At 65.7% G+C, this 22,123-nt stretch carries 20 protein-coding genes and 2 pseudogenes; 8 read left to right on the forward strand and 14 right to left on the reverse strand.

The window, feature by feature from the left end:
- The first annotated feature begins 52 nt into the window (after positions 1 to 52).
- Both A5790_RS20845 and A5790_RS20850 read left to right on the forward strand, forming a co-directional pair.
- Positions 53 to 1,981, forward strand: coding sequence for an NAD(P)/FAD-dependent oxidoreductase (locus A5790_RS20845; protein WP_066848705.1), 1,929 nt, complete (start codon positions 53 to 55; stop codon positions 1,979 to 1,981).
- Positions 1,978 to 2,865, forward strand: coding sequence for an SDR family NAD(P)-dependent oxidoreductase (locus tag A5790_RS20850; RefSeq protein ID WP_066848708.1), 888 nt, complete (start codon positions 1,978 to 1,980; stop codon positions 2,863 to 2,865). The genes A5790_RS20845 and A5790_RS20850 overlap by 4 nt, the downstream gene beginning before the upstream one ends.
- A 76-nt stretch (positions 2,866 to 2,941) precedes the next feature.
- On the opposite strand, the gene A5790_RS20855 is transcribed toward A5790_RS20850, so the two are convergent.
- Both A5790_RS20855 and A5790_RS20860 read right to left on the reverse strand, forming a co-directional pair.
- Positions 2,942 to 3,556 carry a Dabb family protein gene (locus tag A5790_RS20855; protein ID WP_066848711.1) on the reverse strand — a complete coding sequence of 205 codons (615 nt, stop codon included), beginning with the start codon at positions 3,554 to 3,556 and terminating at the stop codon, positions 2,942 to 2,944.
- Positions 3,549 to 3,896, reverse strand: coding sequence for a hypothetical protein (locus A5790_RS20860; protein WP_066848714.1), 348 nt, complete (start codon positions 3,894 to 3,896; stop codon positions 3,549 to 3,551). The genes A5790_RS20855 and A5790_RS20860 overlap by 8 nt, the downstream gene beginning before the upstream one ends.
- A gap of 100 nt (positions 3,897 to 3,996) precedes the next feature.
- Here A5790_RS20860 and A5790_RS20865 point away from each other — a divergent pair, with 100 nt between their 5' ends.
- A complete protein-coding gene (locus A5790_RS20865; RefSeq protein ID WP_066848765.1) occupies positions 3,997 to 5,202 on the forward strand; it encodes an NADH:flavin oxidoreductase in 1,206 nt (401 codons plus the stop codon).
- Positions 5,203 to 5,212: 10 nt separating this feature from the next.
- On the opposite strand, the gene A5790_RS20870 is transcribed toward A5790_RS20865, so the two are convergent.
- The 7 genes from A5790_RS20870 to A5790_RS20900 form a co-directional block, all read right to left on the reverse strand.
- Positions 5,213 to 6,130, reverse strand: a complete 918-nt coding sequence (locus A5790_RS20870; RefSeq protein ID WP_066848717.1) for an alpha/beta hydrolase — start codon at positions 6,128 to 6,130, stop codon at positions 5,213 to 5,215.
- The gene (locus A5790_RS20875) at positions 6,127 to 6,969 is read right to left on the reverse strand and encodes an IclR family transcriptional regulator (RefSeq protein WP_066848720.1); all 843 of its coding nucleotides are present in this window, start codon (positions 6,967 to 6,969) and stop codon (positions 6,127 to 6,129) included. The genes A5790_RS20870 and A5790_RS20875 overlap by 4 nt, the downstream gene beginning before the upstream one ends.
- Positions 6,970 to 7,176: 207 nt before the next feature.
- The gene (locus tag A5790_RS20880) at positions 7,177 to 8,334 is read right to left on the reverse strand and encodes a zinc-binding dehydrogenase (RefSeq protein ID WP_066848768.1); all 1,158 of its coding nucleotides are present in this window, start codon (positions 8,332 to 8,334) and stop codon (positions 7,177 to 7,179) included.
- A 55-nt stretch (positions 8,335 to 8,389) separates the two neighbouring features.
- The gene (locus A5790_RS20885; protein ID WP_066848722.1) at positions 8,390 to 9,850 is read right to left on the reverse strand and encodes an FAD-dependent oxidoreductase; all 1,461 of its coding nucleotides are present in this window, start codon (positions 9,848 to 9,850) and stop codon (positions 8,390 to 8,392) included.
- Positions 9,847 to 10,755 carry a biphenyl-2,3-diol 1,2-dioxygenase gene (bphC, locus tag A5790_RS20890; RefSeq protein WP_066848725.1) on the reverse strand — a complete coding sequence of 303 codons (909 nt, stop codon included), beginning with the start codon at positions 10,753 to 10,755 and terminating at the stop codon, positions 9,847 to 9,849. Before bphC ends, A5790_RS20885 begins: the two co-directional genes overlap by 4 nt.
- A complete protein-coding gene (locus A5790_RS20895; RefSeq protein ID WP_066848727.1) occupies positions 10,755 to 11,936 on the reverse strand; it encodes an acyl-CoA dehydrogenase family protein in 1,182 nt (393 codons plus the stop codon). Before A5790_RS20895 ends, bphC begins: the two co-directional genes overlap by 1 nt.
- Before the next feature lie 93 nt (positions 11,937 to 12,029).
- Positions 12,030 to 12,323, reverse strand: coding sequence for a 2Fe-2S iron-sulfur cluster binding domain-containing protein (locus A5790_RS20900; protein WP_066848730.1), 294 nt, complete (start codon positions 12,321 to 12,323; stop codon positions 12,030 to 12,032).
- A 130-nt stretch (positions 12,324 to 12,453) separates the two neighbouring features.
- Here A5790_RS20900 and A5790_RS20905 point away from each other — a divergent pair, with 130 nt between their 5' ends.
- Entirely contained in the window at positions 12,454 to 14,061 is a 1,608-nt protein-coding gene (locus tag A5790_RS20905) for an NAD(P)/FAD-dependent oxidoreductase (protein WP_066848733.1), read from the forward strand.
- Between the two features lie 11 nt (positions 14,062 to 14,072).
- Here A5790_RS20905 and A5790_RS20910 read toward each other — a convergent pair whose 3' ends face one another.
- From A5790_RS20910 to A5790_RS20925, 4 genes are read right to left on the reverse strand one after another with little or no spacing between them, the layout of a single operon-like run.
- Complete coding sequence (locus tag A5790_RS20910) at positions 14,073 to 15,083, reverse strand: zinc-binding dehydrogenase (RefSeq protein WP_066848736.1); 1,011 nt, start codon at positions 15,081 to 15,083, stop codon at positions 14,073 to 14,075.
- Between the two features lie 35 nt (positions 15,084 to 15,118).
- On the reverse strand, positions 15,119 to 15,868 hold the full coding sequence (locus A5790_RS20915) for an SDR family NAD(P)-dependent oxidoreductase (protein WP_066848738.1): 750 nt from the start codon (positions 15,866 to 15,868) through the stop codon (positions 15,119 to 15,121).
- Entirely contained in the window at positions 15,865 to 17,109 is a 1,245-nt protein-coding gene (locus A5790_RS20920; protein WP_066848741.1) for an alkyl sulfatase dimerization domain-containing protein, read from the reverse strand. Before A5790_RS20920 ends, A5790_RS20915 begins: the two co-directional genes overlap by 4 nt.
- Positions 17,106 to 18,359: a sulfotransferase gene (locus tag A5790_RS20925; RefSeq protein WP_066848744.1), complete on the reverse strand. Its 1,254-nt coding sequence runs from the start codon at positions 18,357 to 18,359 to the stop codon at positions 17,106 to 17,108. The genes A5790_RS20920 and A5790_RS20925 overlap by 4 nt, the downstream gene beginning before the upstream one ends.
- A gap of 56 nt (positions 18,360 to 18,415) precedes the next feature.
- Between A5790_RS20925 and A5790_RS26540 the strand changes: the two are divergent.
- The 3 genes and pseudogenes from A5790_RS26540 to A5790_RS20935 all read left to right on the forward strand — a co-directional run.
- Positions 18,416 to 18,613, forward strand: a pseudogene (locus A5790_RS26540) (helix-turn-helix domain-containing protein); the annotation flags it as partial.
- 66 nt (positions 18,614 to 18,679) lie between these two features.
- Entirely contained in the window at positions 18,680 to 19,363 is a 684-nt protein-coding gene (locus tag A5790_RS25580) for a transcriptional regulator (RefSeq protein ID WP_231987856.1), read from the forward strand.
- Positions 19,364 to 19,504: 141 nt separating this feature from the next.
- Positions 19,505 to 20,647 carry a cytochrome P450 gene (locus A5790_RS20935; protein WP_066848747.1) on the forward strand — a complete coding sequence of 381 codons (1,143 nt, stop codon included), beginning with the start codon at positions 19,505 to 19,507 and terminating at the stop codon, positions 20,645 to 20,647.
- Positions 20,648 to 20,798: 151 nt separating this feature from the next.
- Here A5790_RS20935 and A5790_RS20940 read toward each other — a convergent pair whose 3' ends face one another.
- Positions 20,799 to 21,671 carry an alpha/beta fold hydrolase gene (locus A5790_RS20940; RefSeq protein ID WP_231987857.1) on the reverse strand — a complete coding sequence of 291 codons (873 nt, stop codon included), beginning with the start codon at positions 21,669 to 21,671 and terminating at the stop codon, positions 20,799 to 20,801.
- Between the two features lie 225 nt (positions 21,672 to 21,896).
- Between A5790_RS20940 and A5790_RS20945 the strand changes: the two are divergent.
- Positions 21,897 to 22,123: pseudogene (locus A5790_RS20945) on the forward strand (ABC transporter permease); the annotation flags it as partial.

The following is a 22,123-nucleotide window of genomic DNA, read 5'->3' on the forward strand; positions in this document are numbered from 1 at the left end:
TCAGTAGGCAGGGCACTGCCTCCTCGGCCGCGTCGCGCCGATACTCGAGACCGTGACTGCTGACGCTCGAGCCATACCGTCGCCGCACGCCGCGGACGTCGACCGCGATGAACTGAGGGCGAATCTCGCTCAGGCGGACCCTGGCGTCCTGGTCGCGGTGCTGGCGCAGCTGACGGGTGATCCGTCGGTGATCGATCGGTTCGGGCCCGTGATCACGCACATCCCTGATCCGCCCGAGCGTGCCGGCGTCACCGACGTCGACACCATGGCAGCGCTTGTCGACGCGGTCGTCTCGGCGCTGTCCTCGCCGCGGACCGAAGGGGCGATGGCCGCCTGCGACATCGATCTGTTCACCCGCGCGCTGCCGGTGGCGCTGGGCTCCGACATCGACGACGAGTTCGTTCCGCTCCTGCTCGAACAGGGCGGTTTTCACCTCTCCCAGCCCACGTTGCCGCGCACCGTGCCGATCCCGCCGACGACGAATGTCGCGATCATCGGCGCGGGCATCGCCGGCATCATCACCGCGCTGGCGGCGGCCGACGCCGGGGTGCGGTACCAGATCTTCGACCGCAATGACGAGGTCGGCGGCACCTGGTTGACGACGAAGTATCCCGGTATCGGTGTCGACACGCCGTCGGCGTACTACTCGCTGTCGCGGGAGGTCAACCCCGACTGGTCGAGCTACTACCCGCAGGGCGCGGAGTATCAGGATTACCTGGTCTCTCTGGCCGACAAGCACGGACTGCGTGAGCACACCCGGTTCGGCACCGAGGTCGAGGCGCTGTGGTGGGACGACGCGCGTAACCAGTGGCAGATCCACGCGGTCGACCGCGACGGCAACCGCGATGTCAGCTACGCCCGGGTGGTCGTCACCGCCGCCGGCTATCTCAACCGGCCGCGGTGGCCCGATGTGCCCGGCCGAGAATCGTTCGAGGGCACCAGCATTCACTCAGCGCTGTGGGATCCGTCGCTGGACCTCACCGGTAAGCGGGTCGCCGTCATCGGCGCGGGATGCACCGCCGTGCAGATCGTCGACGCGTGCGTGGACCAGGTCGAACACCTGACCGTGTTCCAACGGCAGCCGCACTGGGTGGCTCCGCGAAAGCGGTTGTCCGACGACGTCCCGGCGTACCGGCGGTATCTCGGACGGCACCTGCCGTATTACGCGAACTGGCACCGGCTGAAGTCCTATTGGGCGACGGCCGACAACAACTATCCCGTCATCCTGCGCGACCCCGAGTGGGCGAAGGACCATCTGTCGATCTCACAGGCCAACGACGTCCTGCTGCAGATGTGCATGGAGTACATCAACCAGACGTTCGGCGAGGGATCGGAGCTGGCGAAGAAGGTCACCCCCGACTTCGCGCCGTACGGTAAGCGCATCATCCGCGACCCGGGCGGCTACTACGCGGCGCTGACGCGCGAGCACGTCGACGTGGAGGCGAGCGAACCGGCCGCCGTCAACGCGGCGGGCATCGTCACAGCGGACGGGCGGCAGATCGATCTCGACGTGATCATCTACGCCACCGGCTATCACCTCGACTTCCTGTCCACGGTCGACATCCGTGGCCGCGACGGCAGGACACTGCGCGAGGAGTGGGGCGACAGCCCGCGCGCGTACCGCGGTGGCACGGTGCCGGGCTTCCCGAACCTGTTCATCACGTCGGCGCCCAACTACAGCCCCGGGCACGGCGCGGGCGCCAACTTCTCCATGGAGGTGCTCGCGCACTACATCATGGAATGCCTGCAACTGCTCGCGCTGCGCGATGCCGCCGCCATCGAGGTGACGCGGGAGGCCTACGACGATTACGTCGCGCAGATCGACGAGGCGATGTCGCGGACGGTGTGGTGCCATACCCCGAACGCACACACCTACTACCGTTCGGCGTCCGGCCGCGTGGTCGTCGCGACGCCGTACCGCCTGGTCGACATCTGGCACCAGCATCGGGCGCCCGTCGAAGAACACTTCGTGATCCGATGACCGGCCTACTGGCGGGAAAGACGGCACTGGTCACCGGTAGCAGCCGGGGCATCGGACGTGCTGTGGCGCAACGTCTTTCCGCGGAAGGCGCGACGGTGGCGGTCACGGCCCGATCGTTCGAGCCGTCGGCGTCGATACGCGGCGGCGCCGCGGCGGCCCTGCCGGGAACGATCGCCGAAACGATCGAGCTGATCGAGGGGGCGGGCGGGACGGCGATCGGCATCGCGGCCGACCTCGAGGACCCCGATCAGCGGGGCGGGCTGATCGACGAGGTCGTCGAACGCGCGGGCGGCCTCGACATCCTCGTCAACAACGCGGGTTTCGCCGACTATGCCCGGGTCGAGGAGATGGGTTTGGACACCTTCGACCGCACCGTCGAGCACTATCTGCGAACGCCGTTCGTGTTGACCAAGGCCGCCGCGCCGCACATGCGGGAGCGGGGTGCAGGCTGGATCGTCAACATCGGGTCGGTGACGGGCGTCGCCCCGGTGCGGCCGTACCGCGAGTACAACAAGACGTCGGGTGACGTCGTCTACGCCTCCTGCAAGGCCGCCCTGCACCGTTTCACTCAGGGGGTGGCCGCCGAACTGGTCGACGCGAACATCGCGGTGAACTGTGTCGGTCCTTCCACTGCCATCCGTACTCCCGGTGCGGCACAACTCATCCCGGACAGCTTTCCCACCGAACCAGTGGAGTACCTCGCCGAGACCGTACTCGCGATGTGTCACCTGCCTGCCGCCGAGCGCACCGGCCTGGTCGCATTCAGCCTGCACTATCCGTGGTCGCAGGGACTGACCGTGCACTCTCTCGACGGCGTCACCGAGTTACCGACCCTGGAGCCTCCCGCGACCGCCAACCCGAACATCCTGCCGGCCGGTCTTTAGCGCGAATACTGCGGGAGGGTCGCGGATCGCGCGATTTCACAGCCCAGCTGCAGAATTCGACGCATAAGCCGCCAGATCACCCGATGGCGCAGAAGCTGTGGCAGACCCGGTCGCGGACGATCACCTCGGGACACTCGGGGTCGAACCACCGGTCCACGTACGCCCAGTGAATCGGATGCATGAGGTACGGACCGGTCAGACCGTCGAGATCGCGAAACTCCTGTTCGAACACGTGGGTCCACTCCGACACACCGACCGCCGACTCGACCCTGGCGAGCTGCCATGAGGCGATCGAATTAACATAGCGGGGGAGCAGCCGCAGATCGTCCTCGAACCGCGCCACTGCGGCGCCGTCGGTGTCCGGTTGCACACGCAGCAGCAGTGTCCGGTAAACGGTGGCCGAGATATCCCTGGCGGCGACCACGTCGCCGGTGTAGGTGGCGCCGTTGACGCGGCCGACCTCGGGGCGATCGAGGATCGAATTGAAAGTCGTTGCCACCGAGGACCACTCGTCTTCGTCGCGAAAGCGCAGATGCATGAGGATGTCGCCACCGTTGCGCACGCCGGGCAGTGTCGGCTGCACCAGGGCGTGGGCCGCATTGCTGGCCGCCGCGGCTTCGCGCAGCTCGTACAACAAGCGGTCACGTCCGGTGGCCTCGGCGGCATCGATCAGCCGGATGACGCTATACATCGCACAAGCCGTCGACATCACCTGCTGCGGCGGCGACGCTGCGGGTGCGCTCCACGACGAGGTCGGCGATGCCTTCCCACCACGGCCCGAGTGTGGCGTCGGGTCTGCCCTGCCATGTCATCTCCCACCACGCCTGAGGGCTCGGCAGGGACCACGTCACGGTGATCACGTTGGATTGGTCGTCGAACCATATCGGCGGGCTGACGAGGACCTCGCGAAGCGTCATCCCGCGATCTTGCGCCCCGGGCGCGTATTCGGCCAGGTACGTATCGACGAATTGTCGTGCGCATCCCGGCCGGGTGATGACGCGGTCGATGACGAACACCTCACCGTCGGCCATGGCCCGACACTATGGCCACCGGGACCGCGGCACAGACGGCGCTCCCAGCCATCGGGACGACACCGTTGACCGTGGCGATCGGGCGGAGCACCGTGGTCCGATGACCGTTGAGACGCCGGACCCGTTCGCGCCGGCCAGGCTCGGCCCGGTGAAGCTGCGCAACCGCGTCATCAAGGCCGCGACCTCCGAGGGACGCTCGCCCGACGGTACGGTGACCGACGACCTGATCGACTTTCACGTCGCGTTCGCCACGGGCGGCGTGGGAATGACGACCGTCGCGTACTGCTGCGTTTCGAAGGAGGGCGCCAGCGCACCCGGTCAGATCGTGATGAGCAAGGCGGCGCTGCCCGGCCTGCGTCGGCTCACCGATGCGGTCCACGGGGCGGGCGCAGCGATCTCGGCGCAGCTCGGCCATGCGGGCGTCGTGGCACCGAAGAAGCTGACCGGCGTCACCGCGATCTCACCGAGCCGGTTCCTCAATCCGACCTCATTCGCTTACTGTCGCGAGATCACACCCGCCGAGATCAATGTGGTCATCGAACAATTCGCCGCGGCCACTCGCGTGGCGATCGATGCGGGCTTCGACGCCGTCGAACTCCATTTCGGCCATCTGTACCTGCCGAGCTCGTTCCTGAGCCCGCGCATCAACCGGCGCAAGGATGCCTACGGCGGCTCCATCGACAACCGGTCGCGGTTCGTGCGGGAGATCGCCGGTCGCGTCCGGGAAGTCGTGGGAGATCAGATCGCGGTCATCGCCAAGCTGGACATGGACGACGGTCTGCCCGGCAGCATCTGGATCGACGAGGCGCTACGGACCGCGCAACTACTCGACGCCGACGAGACCCTGGATGCGATCGAGCTGACGCAGGGCTCGTCGGTGTACAAGCCGATGTACCTCTTCCGGGGCGACGTCCCGGTCAAGGAGTTCGCCGAGGTGATGCCGGCGGCGCTGCGGCCCGGCGTCCGGCTGGCCGGCAAGCGCGTCATGGGCAGTTACCCGTATCGGGATCTCTACATGCTGGATGCGGCGCGTCAGTTCGTGCCGGTGGTGCGCCACACCAAGCTGATTCTGTTGGGCGGCATCACGAATCACGACCATCTTCAGACGGGTCTGCGCGAGGGGTTCGACTTCATGGCGATGGGCCGGGCGTTGTTGCGTGAGCCCGGTCTGGTCAACGCGATGATCGCCGATCACAGCACCCGCAGTCGATGCAACCACAACAACAAGTGCATGGTCACGGTGTTCGGCCGGACTCACTGTGTTCTCGACCCGCATCAGCGCTATGGGCCGGTGGCGAGGGCCTGAACGCGAAGCCTCACAACAACGCTGCGAGCTGTCGCGTAACCTGCCGCCGCGCCTCGTGGGCGATGTCGAGCATCGGCATCGTCATGAAACCGTGGATCCCACCGTCGAAAACGCACCGCGTCACGGAAACACCCGCGGCTTCCAACGCCTCGGCATACGCGACGCCCTCGTCTCGCAGCGGATCGTGACCCGCGATCACCACCACGGCCGGCGGGAGCCCGTCGAGGCGCGCCTGCAGCGGCGACGCATACGGGTGGGCGCGGTCAGCGGGGGAGGGCACATACTGGTCCCAGTACCACTGCAGCGCCGGGCGCGGATTGTAGAAACCCTTGCCGTACAGACGGTACGACTCGGTATCGAAATCCGCGGCGATCATCGGGTAGATCAGCATCTGGGCAGACAATGCCGGCCCGCCGCGGTCGCGCGCCATCAGAGCGGTCACAGCCGCGAGATTGCCGCCGGCGCTGTCGCCGGCCACCGTCAGACGGGTCGGGTCGCCACCGAAGTCCGCCCAGTGCTCGGCGGCCCAGCACGTCGCGGCGTACACATCCTCAGCCGCAGCGGGCCACCGATTCTCGGGTGCGAGCCGGTATCCCACCGAAACCACCACGGCGGGAAGCAGGTTGGCCAGATTGCGGCACAGACCGTCATGGCTGTCGAGGTCGCAGAACACGAATCCACCGCCGTGCGCATACACCACGACGGGCAGCGGCGCCTCCGAAGCCGGCCGATAAACCCGCACGGTGATGGGCCCGTCGCCTCCGGGGATGCTGACATCACCGACGGATTCGACGGCTTCGGGCTCTGCGGGCGGCACGAACCGCGATCGGATCGTGGCACGTGCCTGTGAACCGCTCATCGTGTGCACCGGTGGAAAGCCCGAGTCCAGCGCCTCGATCAGGTCGGCGATCTGCGGATCGAGGCTCACGCGTACTGCAGCACCGGCTCGCGCGGCGATGTGAGCCGCGGCGCAGGCACATTCCGCAGCGGCCGAGCCTGCTGCAGCGTCGGCGCCACCCGGCGCGGGCCGTCCTCGGCGTTGCGCCAGATCGCCATGGCCGTCATCCGCACCGGTGCGACGAGACGCTGGTCGAACATCATGCGACTCATCGGACCGCAGACAGACACGGCCGCGACCGCCTCACCCTGACCACCGATCGGTGCTGCGACGCAACCGAATCCGCTCAGCGCCTCCTCGCGGTCGAACGCGATTCCGTGCTCGCGTGCCTTGGTGAGCTCGGTGCGCAGCTGGGCGGGTGATCCGATGGAGTACTTTGTGCGGCGGTTCGTCAGCTCGATCGTGCCGTAGTCGAGGTCAGTCACGGCGGCCAGCATCGCCTTGCCCAGCGCCGAACAATGCCCGGGGTGACGGCCACCGACTCGACTGGGGATGGCCGCGGCAAGCCCGTCGCCGATCTTCTCCAAATACAGGACATCGGTGCCGTCGAGGACCGCGAGGTGAACGACCAGACCGGTGGCGCGGTGCAGATCGTGCAGCAGAGGCACCGCCGCGCGGTGCAGGCGGTCCTGGTGCACCGCGAGCGAACCCAACTCGACCAGCCGCATGCCCAGCTCGTAGTCGCGGCCGTTGCGTCGCAGCCACCGCAGTTGGACGAGGCGCTCGAGCATGCGGTGCGCGGAGGAGCGGGGCAGTCCGGTGCGGCGCACGATCTGCGCGAGTGTCAGCCGGCCCGGCCCATCGAAGGCGTCAAGAACCAGCGATACGCGGTCAAGGACTGCGCTGGGTGTTTCGACGGGCGTTGTCATGTGGCCTCCGGAGCACGAGCTGCAACACGCAGACATATTTCTAATAGGAATATGCCTATTTGTAGCACGGAGATGTGCAGGGTGTCACACAATCCCCGCGATTGGGCGTCGGTCACGTCTGCGACCTGCGGTTGAGAGGTTTCGGCGCAGCGGCGTGTGTCGCCTAGCGGGGTGATTTCGTGCAGCCAGTCCGTGGGATCAACCCATTTACGGTTCGGTGGCGCCGCTGTGCGGGTCGATGAGGATCTTGGCGTGCGCTTCGGCGGTGCCCAGGATCTCGAAGGCGCGGTCTACCCCCGCCAAGCCCACCGTGCCCGTGATGAGCGCCGAGGCATCCACCTTGCCCTCGGCGAGCAGATGCAGGGTGTCGCGGAATTCCAGCGGCGTGTAACCGAAGACGAACCGCAGGTCGATGTCCTTGCCGTTGGCCACCGCCGGGCGGAAATGGTCGGTGCCCATGCACACACCCACCACGACAACCCGCGACTGCACAGGCGCCGCACGGATGATCCCGTCGATGATTCCGGGCACACCGACGCATTCAAAGACCACCGGTCGCTTGGGACCCGCGGCACCGAGCGTGTCGGCGAGCCGGTACAGATGCGACCAGCCCGGCAGGCGGCGCAACTTCTCCATCGACCCGACGGCGAGTTCGAACAACTGTTGCGCCTCGGAGATGGCCCCGGCCTGCCCGGCAGTCGTATACGGCGAATCGACGGCGGGGTCGATGACGACGTCGGCGCCGCACCGCGATGCCATCTCGCGCCGGGTCGTTGAGAAGTCGCTCGCGACGATCGTGTGTACGCCGAGCGACTTCAGATGGCAGATCACCGCGAGCCCGACCGGGCCGCAACCGATGACGACCGCCACGTCACGCCTGCGAATCTCGCTGCGGCGCACCGCATGCAGGGCCACTGCCATCGGCTCGGTCAACGCTGCGGTATCGAGGTCCAGCCCGTTCGGGACGACGAAACTCATCGCGGCTTCGGCGAGGACGTGCTCGGCGTACGCGCCCGGCGCCAGCGGCGACAGGCCGGTCATGTGCACTCCGCCTGCCGCACGCACCATGGGAAACGACACCACGGGAGACCCGACCTTGAACTCCTTGGCCGTCCCTCGGCCACGCTCGGCGACTTCACCGACGAACTCGTGGCCCAACACCACGGGAGTGTCCTGGCGCATGAAGTCCGGATAACCCACCTCGTCCATTACGTCGGTCAGTTCATCGGCGTGGTCCTTCGCGTGCAGGTCGGATCCGCAGATACCGCAGCGACGCACCTCGAGCAGGAGCTGTCCGCGCGCCGGGGTGGGCGTCGGGAGATCGACGACGGAAAGAGTGCCTCGTTCACAGCTGACGGCCTTCATGCGGTCCATCCTGTACCACCGGGCAGGGACGGCCCGCCACCAGGCAGCCGGGGCCTTAAGCGCGCGCCGCGTTGCGTCCGGCGCGCCGGCCGTAGAAGCTCCCGTCGCCCAATGAGATACCGCTTGCGTACCCCCACGCCGCGAGACCCGCGGTGCAGCGCCCCGCGGCGAACAAGCCGGGGATGGGTTCGCCACTGACGTGCAACACCTCGGCATCCAATGACGTCAACAGCCCGCCCAGTGTGAAACCGCCGGTGCTCTCGCGCAGATCGATGGCGCCGACCGGGGTGCCGATCGGCCGCAGCCACTGAGACTTCTTGTGTAGCAGCCGATCTTCTCCCACGGCGGCCCCGGCGTTGTACGCCGACACGGTCGCCTGAAGAGAGCCCTGCGCCAAGTCCATCTCGGATTCGAGTTCGGCGACCGTCTCACACACCCAGGTCGGCTGGCGCATCATCAACTGCGGCGACAGCGATGCCATCGCCTCCTCCTGCGCCTTCTCGTCAATGATCAGGAACGCCGTGTTGTCCTGGTGATACAGCGTCAACTGCCCGACCCTGCCCGGATAGGTGTCCTCGGCGACATAGCGCTGGCCGCGGCCGTTGACCAGGATGCCCCGCACCAGTTGCTGCGGATCGATGAAGATGGCGACCTCGGTGGCGTCCATGTGCGCGAGGTCGGCGCCCAGCGCCTGCGCCATCCGGATGGCCTGCCCGTCATGCTGCTCGATGGCGGCGGCGGGCCGGCCCGCGATGCGGGGCGCGTACTGGGCCACCATGGCTTCGTTGTAGGCGAAGCTGCCCATCGCCAGCACCACACCGCGACGCGCACGCACGGCGATCTCCTCGCCGTATCGGCGCGCATGCACACCGACCACCCGGCCGTCGGTATCGACGATCAACCGCTGCACCCGAACGTCGTAGATCGCGCGGGCTCCGGCCGCGGTAGCCGTCTCCACGAGCGGTTTCATCAGCATGAACCCGGCGCTCGACTCGCCCTGCTTCTTGTCCGACATCTGCGGGACGTGCCCGCGGGGAGCAGGTGCGGCGATGGTGTTGAACGGATACGAGTTCTCCCCGCCGCTGAACATCAGACCCTGATCGCCCATCGGCTCCCAGCCGGGTTCGCCGAAGAACTCCGGCTTGAAAACCACACCGCAGCCGACGAGCCAGTCGAAGTGGTCGAGGCTGCCGTCGCAGTAGTCGGCGATGCGCTTCTCGTCGGCACCGGGACCCATCGCGGCGTTCAGGTACGCAGCCATGTTCGCGACGGAATCGTCGAAGCCGCAGGCCTTTTGGATCGGTGTGCCCCCACCGAGGTAGATGAAGCCGCCGGCCATGGACGCCGCACCGCCCCACGAGCCGGTGCGCTCCAGGACCAGGACGTCGGCGCCGGTGCGTGCGGCCTCCACGGCGGCGGCGGCGCCTGCGATGCCGAAACCGGCTATGACGACGTCGGCCTCCTCATCCCACCGCGCGACACCCGCCGCGGGAAGGGGAGTGACGTCACCACTCACGGGCGCATCGCCGCTGGAAGGTCGGAGACCCACTCGTGACCCCAGTAGCTGTCGGCGGTGATTTCCTCTGCGGTGTAGTAGGTTTCGTCGACCCGCATACCGTCGGTGCCGAACTCGATGTCCCAGTCGCCGGGCGCCCGAACGTAGAACGACACCATCTTGTCGTTGGTGTGCCTGCCAAGCGTCGAGGACAACTGGAAACCGTCCTTGTTGACCCGGTCGAGCGCCTGTCCGACGGCGTCGAGGCTGTCGACCTCCACCATCAAATGAATCAGGCCCGGGTCACGCAACGTCATCGCGGGGCAGATCGCCAGGCTGTGGTGGCGTGCGTTGATGCCGAGGAACCGGACGCGCAGCGGCCCGAACTCCGGTGGCGTCGGAACTCGAAACGCTCCGCGCGACTTGAATCCCAGTACCTCGGTGTAGAACTGAAACAGTCCGGGCACATCGAGGGACGGCAGCACCACATGGCCCAGCCCCTGATCGCCGGTGACGAATCGGGCGCCGAACGGCGTCACCACCGGACTGTGGTCGAGCACTGCGCCGTGGAAGACTTCGGTCGAGGTGCCCGCCGGGTCGTCGAAGGCGATGACCTCTTCGACGCGGCGGGCGTCTGCCTCCTGGAGCGAGAGTTCCTTGACCGCCACGCCCGCACCGTCGAGGGCCGCCTTCACCCGCGTCAGCGCCGCATGGTCACGGACTTCCCAGCCGACGGTGACGATCTTGTCGACGTCGCCGGGCACTACGATGATGCGTGCGGCGCGCTCGTCCATGCGCAGATACAGCGCATCGCCATCGGGGCCGGAGCCTTCGGCGAAGCCGAGCACCCCGAACGCGAAGTGGCGCCACCGGTCGATGTTGGTGGCCTGGATCTTGACGTAGCCGAGGCTCTTCAGATCGCTCATCAGATCATCGCCCGCAGCGGACCCTGCGGGTCCACACCCAACGAGCTCAGCGCTGAGGCGTGAAACGCCGTGCCCGGCACATGGATCGCGTGTAGCTGGCCGACATGCACGTCGCGCCAATACCGCTGCAGCGGCTTGTCCATGCGGGCGGCGTTACCGCCCGAGCGGGCGAAGATCTCGTCCACGGCGGACACGGCGCGCCACACCGCGCGGATCTGCGTGCGACGACCCGCGGCCCGGTCCTCGAAGCTGACCTCCTTGCCCGCGGCGACCATGTCGTAGATGCGATCGGCATTGGCCAGCAGTTCTTGACGCGCGGCGTTGATGTCGGCGGCCGCCTCGCCGATGGCGTACATGACGTACGGGTCGTCCTTGATCGCCGTCCCGGTAGCGCCCACCCGCTCGCGTTGGTAGTCGAGGTGTGCGGCCAGCGCGCCCTCGGCGATGCCGATTGTCGCTGCCGAGATGCCGAGCGGGAACATCGTCGACCACGGCATCAGGTAAAGCGGTTCGGTCATGCCGGCTTCGCGCTGGGCGGTTCCGTCCATCACCTTCGTCGCGTCCATCGTCCGGTACTCCGGGACGAACGCGTCTTTGACGATGACGTCCTTGGAACCGGTGCCGCGCAGCCCGACCACGTCCCAGGAGTCCTCCACGATCTCGTAGTCGGACCGCGGCAAGATCATGTGCAGCATCTGCGGTGGCATCAGCGGTTTGCCGTCGGCGTCCCCGAGCATCGCGCCGAGGATGATCCAGTCGCACGCGTCGGTACCGGAACTGAACTGCCACCGGCCGTTGAAGATGTAGCCGCCGTCGACCGGCTTGGCCACGCCTTGGGGCGCGTACGGCGACGCCATCCACGTGTCGATGTCGTCGCCCCATACTTCCTCGCCGACCCGCGGATCGGCGTAGGCGAGCTGGTACGGGTGCACGCCGACCACACCGTTGATCCAGCCCGCCGCGGGGTCCAGGGCCGCCGTGGCCATCACGGTCTCGGCGAACTCGAGCGGATGCGCCTCGTAGCCGCCGTGTTTCTTGGGCTGCAGCAGGCGAATGGAGCCGACGGCCTTCATCGACTTGACCGTCGCATCGGTCAATCGCCCGACCTTCTCGGCTTCGGCGCCCTGCTCCTTGAACTGCTCGGCCAGTTCCATCACCCGGTCGAGTACGCGCTCGCTCATGCTGGTGTCCTCACTATGTGGCTGCACTTGATGGTCTACCGCACCGAAGCCGCGAACGGGACGGAATCCCGGTCAGCGGGCGGCGTTTCCCGCTCAGTACTCGATGTGGAGCTCGTCGCTGATCGGTCGGGCCTGGCATCCCAGGATGAGGCCCTCGGCCAGGTCGGCCGGTTCGAGGATGTCGCAGGCAGCCATGTCGACCTCGCCGGACACCACGGTCGCGACGCAAGAACCGCAATGGCCTTCGCGGCACGAGTGGGGAGCATCGATCCCGGCGTCGAGCATCGCGTCGACCAGCGACTTGTCGCGAGGCCAGCGCAGGTTGTGCCGGGTTCCGTCCAGATCGACACAGACGGTGGCATCAACCCGGGCTTTTGTCGGTGGCATGCGCCGATCGTGACGGTTCGAACAGGCCGGGTCGAGCGACCCGTCCGATGGGCGGTACGGCGTTCGCTCGATTGCCCGGTCATCGGGAAACTCCGGGGGCACCGGGACCGCGACGCCCTACCGTGACGTCGTGGGTATCTCCGAGGAACGCTCAACGGTGGACGCGGTCGTCGTCGGCGCCGGCTTCGCCGGGCTGTACGCCTTGCACAAGCTGCGCTCGCAGGGCTTGTCGGTCCGCGTGTTCGAGGCGGCGCCCGAGATCGGGGGGACCTGGTACTACAACCGCTACCCAGGAGCGCGTTGCGACGTCGAGAGCGTCGACTACTGCTACTCGTTCGATCCGCAGCTCGAGCAGGAGTGGGACTGGTCGGAGAAGTACGCCACCCAGGCCGAGATTCTGCGCTACCTGAACTGGGTGGCCGACCGGCTCGACCTGCGTGACGGCATCACGTTCAACACCCGGGTCACCTCGGCGGTACTCGACGAGAGCGACCTGAAATGGACCGTGTCGACCGATGCGGGTGAAGTGGTGACCGCCCGCTTCTGCGTGATGGCGACCGGTCCGTTGTCGGCGGCCCTGACGCCCGACTTTCCCGGCCTGGACGGTTACGCGGGGGAGCTGTACCACACCGCGCACTGGCCGCACGAGTCCGTCGATTTCACCGGTAAGCGGGTCGCGGTGATCGGGACGGGTTCTTCGGGTATCCAGTCCATCCCGGTGATCGCCGACCAGGCCGATCGGCTCTACGTGTTCCAACGGACGCCGAATTACAGTGTGCCCGCTGGTAATCGGCCATTGACCGATGAGGACCGGGCCCAGATCAAGGCGACGTACGCCGAACGCCGCCGGTTGTCGTGGCGCAGCGGCGGCGGCTCACCGCATATCGCGCATCCGAAGCTGACGATGGAGGCCACGGCCGAGGAGCGCCGGGAGGCGTTCGAGAAGCGTTGGGAGCTCGGGGGAGTCCTGTTCTCGAAAACGTTCCGCGATCAGATGATCGACATGGCCGCCAACGAGGAGGCGCGCAAGTTCTACGAGGAGAAGATCCGCGCGGTGATCGACGACCCCGAGGTCGCCGAGCTTCTGATCCCGAACGACCATCCCATCGGGACGAAACGAATCTGCACCGACACCAATTACTTTCAGACGTTCAACAAACCGCATGTGAAGTTGGTGAGCGTGCGCAAGACGCCGATCGTGTCCGTCGACGCCGACGGCATCAACACCACCGACGCCCATTACGACGTCGACGCGATCGTGCTCGCCACCGGGTTCGACGCGATGACCGGTGCGCTGGGCAAGATCGACATCGTCGGTCGCGGTGGGCAGAAGCTGCGCGACGACTGGGCGCACGGACCGCGCACCTACCTCGGTCTCGGCGTGGACGGCTTCCCGAACCTGTTCCTGGTCTCGGGGCCGGGTGCGCCCGCGGTGCTCGCCAACATGGTGTTGCACGCTGAGGCGAACGTGAACTGGATCGCCGACGCGATCTCCCACCTCGACGAACACGGCTACACCGCAATCGAAGCCACCGGTGACGCCGTCGAGAACTGGATCGCGGAGTGCAATCGACGTGCAGACGCGACGTTGTTCCCGAAGGCCAACTCGTGGTACATGGGCGCCAACGTCCCGGGTAAACCGCGCGGATTCATGTTGTTCATCGGCGGTTTCGGCGTTTACCTGGATGTCTGTGCCGAGGTGGCCGCAGCCGGTTACAAGGGCTTCCGCCTGATCTAGGATCGTCGTCGTCAACTCAGTGTGATGACAACTTTATCGGCCATCCCTGGCGTGCCGACGCAGCGCAATGCCTCCTCGAGATCGTTGAAATCGAATGTATGACTGATGATTAAGCGATATTTCTCCCAATTGGCGACGATGTCTTTGGTCACCTCGAAAATCTCACTCGGATAACCCATCGACCCGACGATAGTCAGCTCGTTGCTCATGACGTTCATCATGTCCACGTTGACGGGCTCCTTGTGAACGGCGACGACGCCGAGCTTGGCCCCACGTTGGGCCACGCCCATGGCCGAGTCGATCACCTCGGGCACGCCCGCTGCATCGAGGAAAATGTTTGTGCCCGCCCTGTCGGGCCACATCGAATCACCGGGGCCGTGCAGGTCGATCAGCCGTGCCGCGAAATCCTCATCCTGGGAGTTTATGACCGCGTCGGCACCGATCTTCAAGGCCTTGTCGAGGCGGGACGGCAGAATGTCGGTCACAACGACGTGTTCGACTCCTCGCGACTTCAGCGCAAGGGTGATTCCCAGGCCGATGGGGCCTGCGCCGAACACCAGCACCTTGTCACCGTGTCGAGGCGCCACCTGGTTGACCGCGTGAAACGCGACCGCCATGGGTTCGTTAAGCGCCGCGACCTCGTACGGGATGTGGTCGGGAATGACCTCGAGGCTCCGACCCCGCACGGCGTCCTTGATGAGGAGGTAGTCGGCCAGTGCACCGGCCGACCCGCCGTTGCCGATGATGTCGTCAGCGAGGGCCATCGGATTGATTACCACGCGATCGCCGACCGATATATCGCGGACGTCGGTGCCGACCTCGACCACCTCGCCGGCGGGTTCGTGTCCGATCGGCATACTGCCTTGTCGCGGCGGCAGCCCACCGATGGAAATGTAGAGGGTGTCCGATCCGCAGATTCCGCACGCTCGGATCTTGACCAGTACATCGGTGGGGCCGACGGTCGGCGTTGGTACGTCGATGATCTCGGTCTTCTCAGCGGCGGTGATGATGGCTGATCGCACTGCCGTTTTCCTCCTTAGATGGGGCGCCGATGTGGTCAGAGCACGCTGTAGCCGCCGTCAACAACCAGCGCAGACCCGGTGCTGTAGGCCGCGTCGGCGCTGCATAGATAGAGGATGGGGCTGGCGATTTCAGCGGGCTCGGCGAACCGGCCAAGCAAGATGTGATCGATCTGCTCCTGCTTGATCTCCGGTACGTGCTCCATCGGCGCAGTCATGCGGGTGGCGACGACACCGGGGACGACGGCGTTTATTCGTATGCCGTCCGCCGCCCACCTGGCGGCGAGGTTTCGCGTCAGGGCGAGAACACCCGCCTTCGCCGATCCGTACCCGGGCACCACCGGCACCGCACGGATGGCAGCCATGGAGGCGAGCATCACCACGCTCGCACCCCCAGCCGCCCTCGACGTTTTCAGAGCACCGTGCAGCCGTTCGGTCAACTGAAACGGTGCGAGCAGGTTCAATTGCACTGAAGCAGTGAAGCCTTGCGCCGTGGACTCGTCGAGGCCGCCGGGGAAGTTGGCTCCGGCGTTGTTGACGAGGATGTCGAGTTCGGTGAACTGTTGGGCGAAAGCCTCGATGGCGCGCGGGTCGGTGAGCTCCAACTGTCGATAACTCATTCCGGCCAGGTCGGTGTCGTACTCCTCGGGCGCGGCCCGCGTGCCGGTGATGGTGACGTGTGCCCCGCTGTCACGCAACATGGTCGCCGTCGCATGTCCGATGCCGCTCGTTCCTCCCGTCACCACCGCTGTCGCACCGGTGAAGTCGAAAAGTACACGGTTCGTCATGACAGTCCGGCAATCCGCGTACGCAGCCAAGCGGATTCCCAGAAATTGCCGCTGCGTTCCAGTAGGACGCGGTGCGCGCTGATCAACACGTCTTTGGCCTCCTCGTTCTCGGGTTGTGCGCGATTGACCATCTCGGCCAATTGGACCGCCCACACCGGTTCTCCGGCATCCAACAGGGTCCTGCACCGGTCCAGAACGGCTGCAGCACCTGCTATTTCGATGAGATCTGCTTCTGCCTGGTCGGGGCTATCGGCATAGAGTTCGGCCGTCGATCGATGGTGGAACCAGCCGGCATAGTTCTCCCAGATCGCGCGGACATTCCAGCGTACGGTTCCGTAACCCTGACCCACCTCCAACTCGGACGGCAGCACCACTTCGCGCATGAGTGTGTGAACGTCTTTGCCCTGGTTCATCCCTTCAACCGTGCGGTCGTGGATGTAGAGCACCGCGTCGCGGAGCCGGGTCAGCTCCCATTTGACGCGGTCTTTGCCGACGATCGGGCCGAAGTGACCGGTGAGCAGGGTCTCGACGCCCAGTGCGCGGACCCGGTCGATCGACTCAACCACGGTAAGCGCATCCCGGTAGCGATCGCCGCGCATGGTGACGAGGTTTGGGATGTGTCCAAACAGCGCGCCAAACAGGTTGCCGCACAGGCATACACCTTCGCTCGGCAGCCAGACCACCAGGCTGTCGGTAGTTTCACCGCCCGGTGTTGCGAGCAACTCCAGTCGACGACCGCCCAGCTCGATGGTCAATTCGTCGTCGACGACCATCGTCGGAGTCGGCACACTCTGCGGCCGTAGGGCACCAAATCTCGCTGTGGCGCCCTCGATGGTCGCCATGACCTTGTCGACCCACGCGAACGCGGAGTTCCTGGCCCGGAACTCTGCGAGCAACTCGTTGTCGCGCCGCCAAGTTTCCCAATTCGCCTGGGCGACGACGTCGGTCTGGGGGTCCGCCAGAGACCCGATACCGCCGACGTGGTCGACGTGTCCCTGCGTGAGGATGATGTAGCGGGTCGGCGCCGCGTCGATGGCGTCGTAGTTGGCGCGGTGCACGGGCCCCTCAAACCCCATCCCGGTGTTCAGCACGATCCGGCCATCGCCGGTCACCAGCATGTAGGAGTTCGACAGGCCGGGGGAGAGCCATATTCCAGCGCTGACCTCTTCGGCCGGTGCCCCCGCGCCGACTATGTCGTCGGCTCCCGGTCTGCCCAGATATGCAGGCTCGTAGTCGTTCACGTCTCCTCCCGCACATCAAAGCGGTCGAAGTAAAACCCGAATCGCGTCCGGACATCCTCCGGCGATCGCCCGAAGTGGCGTCTGAGGTCGTACCGCAGCCGCCCGTGTTTGCCGCGTGGATTGTCATCGAGGTAAGCGCGGAACCCTTGTCGTGCCTCGGGGCTCAACTCGGTGCCGTTGCAGGAATACAATTTGTCCAGGATCGTCATCTCGTTGCCATTGAGTTCATGAAACGAGATGTCCATGCTCTGGCCGGATCCGACGAGTTCGCGGTCACGCACGCACGCTCGCAGCAGGCGCTCGATTCGGTCGATCCAATATTCTACGAGACCCTGCGGGTCGATCTCCTTGCGCCGAATGCGATCTCCGTAGGCCAACATGGTCACGGCGGATGTGATCACCGCTACCGGGTCGCGATGGGTGAAGGCGACGGTGGCATCGGGGAATGTGCGCATCAGCGGCCCGAGTTGCTCGCAGTGCTGCGGCGACTTCAGCACCCACCGCCGTGGTCCTCGCAAGAAGGTCAGCGCTTGCAGAATCGTTCGCAGGTAAGCGTAGTGCGCGTCCTGATTCAACCCGAGATAGAAATCGCGCCATTGCGGAACCCGGGCGTGCCACTCCAGCACATAGCTCGCGAAGTCCAGATCGAGAAGCTCCACTTCCTCCTCGATCGCCTGCGGGAACCGGTCATGCATCGCCTGCAGCAGGGGGGTCATCATCTGTGCCGACTCGTGCTCGGCGACACTGCGCACGAACCGGGGATCCACGCCGTTGATGTCGGGCCCCTCACCGCGCATCGGGAACGGTTCTTGGCTTTCCCAGTACGGCAGGGCGCGGCGTCGGGTATCGGCCGCGACGAGATTCACCAGATGCGTTGTGCCCGAACGTGGTAGCCCGACCACGATGATCGGCTTCTCGATCTTGATTTCGTGGATCTCGGGGTACCGGCGCAGCAGATCGGTGAGCAGCAGCCGCTGTGAGAGCAGACGAACGATCCGATTATGCAAGATGAGGCGGTTGAGGTTGGTGTTGCCGGCGTCCGCATCGGCTGCCCCTGCGTATGCGTCGAGTCGTGGGCGAAAGTCACCGGGTCCGAAATCGTCCAACCCGGTCTTTGCGACCGCCTCGGCGATCAACGCAGCCGGCTCCAGGTCGATCGACACCCCGGCCAACTGGTCGAGGATTCCTCGCTGCACCGAGTCGAGTTTCGGGCAGGTCAAATCATCGATGTCCAGTACGGCCTCAGGCATCCGGTCCTCCAAGTCCGCTACTCGCGTGACGAATATTCGTTATAGGCTCCGAATATATGAACATCAAGCTAGGGCCGCCTCGGGAACCGGGTCAAGACCCTTCGCCGCCGACCCGGCGCGTCGTCGCGATCGTGGAGCGCCTCGCGCAGGCTGGACCGGAACCGCTGACGTTGGCTGAAATCTGTCGCGACCTGCGGATCAGCCGATCCACCGCGCACGCCATCCTGGCCACGCTCTGCGCGTGCGACTGGGTTGTCCGCGACCCACTCAGCGGGAAATACGCACTCGGCAGTGGCATACCTAGGCCGCACCCGGGGAGCGTGCCAGTCTCGCGAATGCTGCGTGCACCGTTGGGTCGACTGTGCTCGGCGATCGGCATGGCAGCCTGTATCTCCGAAGTCAGGGACGGTTCCATCGCGGTCGTCGAATCGATCGCTCCGGACGCTGGGCGCCCCCAACTGCAGCCTGGGCAACGGTTGCCTTTCGTTGCACCTTTTGGGCGCGAATTCGTCGCATGGGCACCGGCAGCGGTGCGTCAGCAGTGGTTGGACGCTGCGGGCCCGGTAAATGATGTCTATCGGGCACGAATGCCCAAGGTCCTCAACGAAATTCAGAAGCGCGGCTTCGGCATCGAGCGACTCAGCGACCCCCTCCTCAAGGTGTATACGGCGCTCTTGGCGCTAGAGGACGGTGATGTGGCCGGCCCCGTGGCGATGCGCCTGGCCGGCGCCGTCGCCGATCTGACCATCGTTGACTTCCTGCCCGCCGAACTGCCTCAGATCGAGCAGGTTTCACTCGCAACCATCTCTGCGCCGATCTTCGACGAGCACGGGGACGTGGTGATGTCGGTGTCCGCGCAGGTCTACAAGCACCTGTCTCTCGAGCAGGTACGCGACGTCGGCGAGCAGATCCTGGATTTCGCCGGTGATGCGAGTTCCGCGATCGCACAACATGTTCCCGAGACGATCAGACATCGCGCCGGCCAGGGTATGGACAACCGATGATCGACTGCGCGCCGAGCTGCCGTCCCAGCCAGTGGGCATGCTCGGCCCACCGGCGCGAGGGGGATTTACCGTGAGCGAAACAGCCGGTGGAGTCGGTTCTCTCAGCTCCTATGGGCTGCTGCGAATGGAGGGCCAAACGCGATGACCGGTTCACGAGTTCTCTACGACCCGGCCACACCGCAATTCCAGACCGAACTGTGGGATGTCTACCGCACCATGCGAGACGACCACCCGGTGTACTGCGACCCGGATGGTCAGTTCTACGCTCTGACCCGGTTCGCCGACGTCTGGACCGCCGCCGCTGACCATGAGACCTTCTCCAGCCACGTCGCGGAGGCCAATGAGCTGCTGCCGCAGCTCATCTACATCGACCCGCCGCGGCACGCGGCGCTGCGCAAGTTGATATCCCGGGCATTCACCGCGCGGCGAGTGGCCGCTATGGAGGATGAGATCAGGAAGTGCATCAGAGCGCTGATCGATGAAATTGCCGTAGGCAGCGTGTGTGAGTTCCAGCACGACTACGCTTCGGTGGTCCCCAGCGTCGTGGTGGGCGGCATGATCGGCCTCGATGAGCAGTACCTCGCGCCGATGCGCACTTGGACTGAGGCGTTCATAGGTTTGGCCGATAGCGGCGAACCCTTGGAAGCCGCGATGAACATCTACGCGATGTTCGCCGAGCTGCTCGAAGAGCGCCGCCGCAGCCCGCGCGACGATCTCATGACCGCGCTCCTGAGTGCCGAGATTGATGGGGAGCGACTCACTGATCAAGAGCTGCTTGGCTTCTGCCTGCTCTTAGTTCTGGGTGGCAATGACACGACAGCCAACTTGATCGGTTCGGGCACTGTACTTCTGTTGAGTCATCCCGACCAGCTTGATCTAGTTCGCAGGGACCAGTCGCTCTGGCCGACGGCGATCGAGGAGATGCTCCGCATCGAAGCGCCCACCCAGGCGCTGCCCCGAACGGCCACACGTGACGTCGAGTTGCACGGCGTCCGAATCCCCGCCGGATCGCGCGTGATGCTGGTGTGGGGCGCAGCCAATCACGACGACCGTGAGTTCCGGGAACCCGAGCGCTTCGATGTGACTCGTCGTGCGCAACGCCACGCCTCGTTCGGGCACGGCGTGCACTTCTGCATGGGGTCGGGATTGGCGCGGTTGGAGGCCCGTCTCGCGTTCGCCGAGTGGTTCCAGCGCTTTCCTGACTGTTCCCTCGCCGGCGAACCCGAGCGAATAACGTCCATCTGGGCCCGCGCGTTCAACTCGATTCCGCTTCGTCTGGGTTGACCCTTTCGAGCCCAGGTCATTGCAGTCACCTGCCCGGTTCGGGCGGTCCGAACCCGACATCCTTGGCTGACTGTGTAGCGCACCGGCTCGAAAGCACCGAAGTGTCGCATGACCGCGGGAGGCCAGGCGGCGAGCGAGCCGTCTTACAGCGTCAGGGTCTGTTGAGGAACGCCAAGACCGTGCTCTCGAACGCCGACTTAGCCTCGATCATCGCCCAGTGCCCGCAGTTCGGAAAGACGTGCAGCTCGGCATTGGGGATGGTGCGCATCGGGATCAGCGCCATGTCCAGCGGGCTGACCCGGTCGTCGCGCCCCCACGTCAACAGCGTGGGTGCGGCGACCTTGTGCATCTGCGCCCACGGCAGCGGCGCATCGCTGCCGCGCATGAACGCCATCATCTGCGTGAAGGCCTTCTTGCCGTACATGCGCCGGGCGGACTCCAGCGTCTCCGGATCGGTCGCCAACTGCCAGCGTTCCTCGATCAGTTGTTCGGTGACGAGCGACTGGTCGTACACCATCGAGTTGAGCCAGTCGACCAACCGCTGACGGGTGGGGTCCTCGGTGAACTCCTGGAGCAGCCGAATCCCCTCACTCGGGCCGGGACTGAAGATGTTGGTGCCGATGCCGCCGATCGTGACCAGCCGGCCGATGCGGTCCGGGTTGCTGATTGCGAAGTTGATCCCCACGCCGCCGCCCATCGAGTTGCCGACGATGTTGACGCGATCGATGCCCAGAGCGTCGAGGAAGGGGACGACAGCGCCTTGCGCGGTGATCATCGGATGGCCGCCGAAGTCGTCGCTGACCCCAAAACCCGGGAATTCCAGGATCACGCAACGGAAATGCTCGGCGAAGGTGGGCAGCACACCGCGGAAGTTGCGCCAGCCGGTGACGCCGGGCCCGGAGCCGTGAAGAAAGAGCAGAACGGGACCGTCACCGACGTCGTAGTAGCGCAGCACACCGGAGGGGGTGGGTGTCTCACGGAGGTCGCTCTCGACGCGGGCGATGAAGGCTGCGGTATCGGTCACGCCCACAGCCTGCCACGCGCTCGTCGCGCCGCGGGCGGGTGTTCCGTTCATCGGTCGTCCCGGTAAGCGGGACGCTCACTGTGCCGGTGCGCGTTTCACTGCGACGCTTTCCCGTCGAGACATGGCGCCCTTACCGCCCGCTGTCAGATGACGCAATCAGGAGGCGTGATGTCCCGCGATGCCGATGGTGCTTCGCAGTGACGTCGACGAACGAGGTTGCTGGCCATGACGACTAAGGCGCCCGAGCGGTGGTCTGCGGGTCTGCCGCCGTTGCGGAATCTGGCTGGGCCGATGCAGGCGGTCGGGGCGTTGTTTGCGATGTCGGCTGATGCGGTGCGGTTTGTGTTTCGTCGGCCGTTTCAGTGGCGGGAGTTTTTGGAGCAGTGTTGGTTCATTGCTCGGGTGTCGTTGGCGCCGACGTTGTTGGTGGCGATTCCGTTCACGGTGTTGGT

The organism is Mycobacterium sp. 852002-51152_SCH6134967, assembly GCF_001667105.1.
Classification (GTDB): Bacteria; Actinomycetota; Actinomycetes; order Mycobacteriales; family Mycobacteriaceae; genus Mycobacterium; species Mycobacterium neumannii_A.

Bases quoted from the DNA above. Each gene is read 5' to 3' on its own strand.
- A5790_RS20850 (WP_066848708.1), top strand. From the start codon at position 1,978: ATGACCGGCCTACTGGCGGGAAAGACGGCACTGGTCACCGGTAGCAGC.
- A5790_RS20855 (WP_066848711.1), bottom strand. From the start codon at position 3,556: ATGTATAGCGTCATCCGGCTGATCGATGCCGCCGAGGCCACCGGACGT.
- A5790_RS20860 (WP_066848714.1), bottom strand. From the start codon at position 3,896: ATGGCCGACGGTGAGGTGTTCGTCATCGACCGCGTCATCACCCGGCCG.
- A5790_RS20865 (WP_066848765.1), top strand. From the start codon at position 3,997: ATGACCGTTGAGACGCCGGACCCGTTCGCGCCGGCCAGGCTCGGCCCG.
- A5790_RS20875 (WP_066848720.1), bottom strand. From the start codon at position 6,969: ATGACAACGCCCGTCGAAACACCCAGCGCAGTCCTTGACCGCGTATCG.
- A5790_RS20880 (WP_066848768.1), bottom strand. From the start codon at position 8,334: ATGAAGGCCGTCAGCTGTGAACGAGGCACTCTTTCCGTCGTCGATCTC.
- bphC (WP_066848725.1), bottom strand. From the start codon at position 10,755: ATGAGCGATCTGAAGAGCCTCGGCTACGTCAAGATCCAGGCCACCAAC.
- A5790_RS20895 (WP_066848727.1), bottom strand. From the start codon at position 11,936: ATGAGCGAGCGCGTACTCGACCGGGTGATGGAACTGGCCGAGCAGTTC.
- A5790_RS20900 (WP_066848730.1), bottom strand. From the start codon at position 12,323: ATGCCACCGACAAAAGCCCGGGTTGATGCCACCGTCTGTGTCGATCTG.
- A5790_RS20915 (WP_066848738.1), bottom strand. From the start codon at position 15,868: ATGACGAACCGTGTACTTTTCGACTTCACCGGTGCGACAGCGGTGGTG.
- A5790_RS20925 (WP_066848744.1), bottom strand. From the start codon at position 18,359: ATGCCTGAGGCCGTACTGGACATCGATGATTTGACCTGCCCGAAACTC.
- A5790_RS20935 (WP_066848747.1), top strand. From the start codon at position 19,505: ATGACCGGTTCACGAGTTCTCTACGACCCGGCCACACCGCAATTCCAG.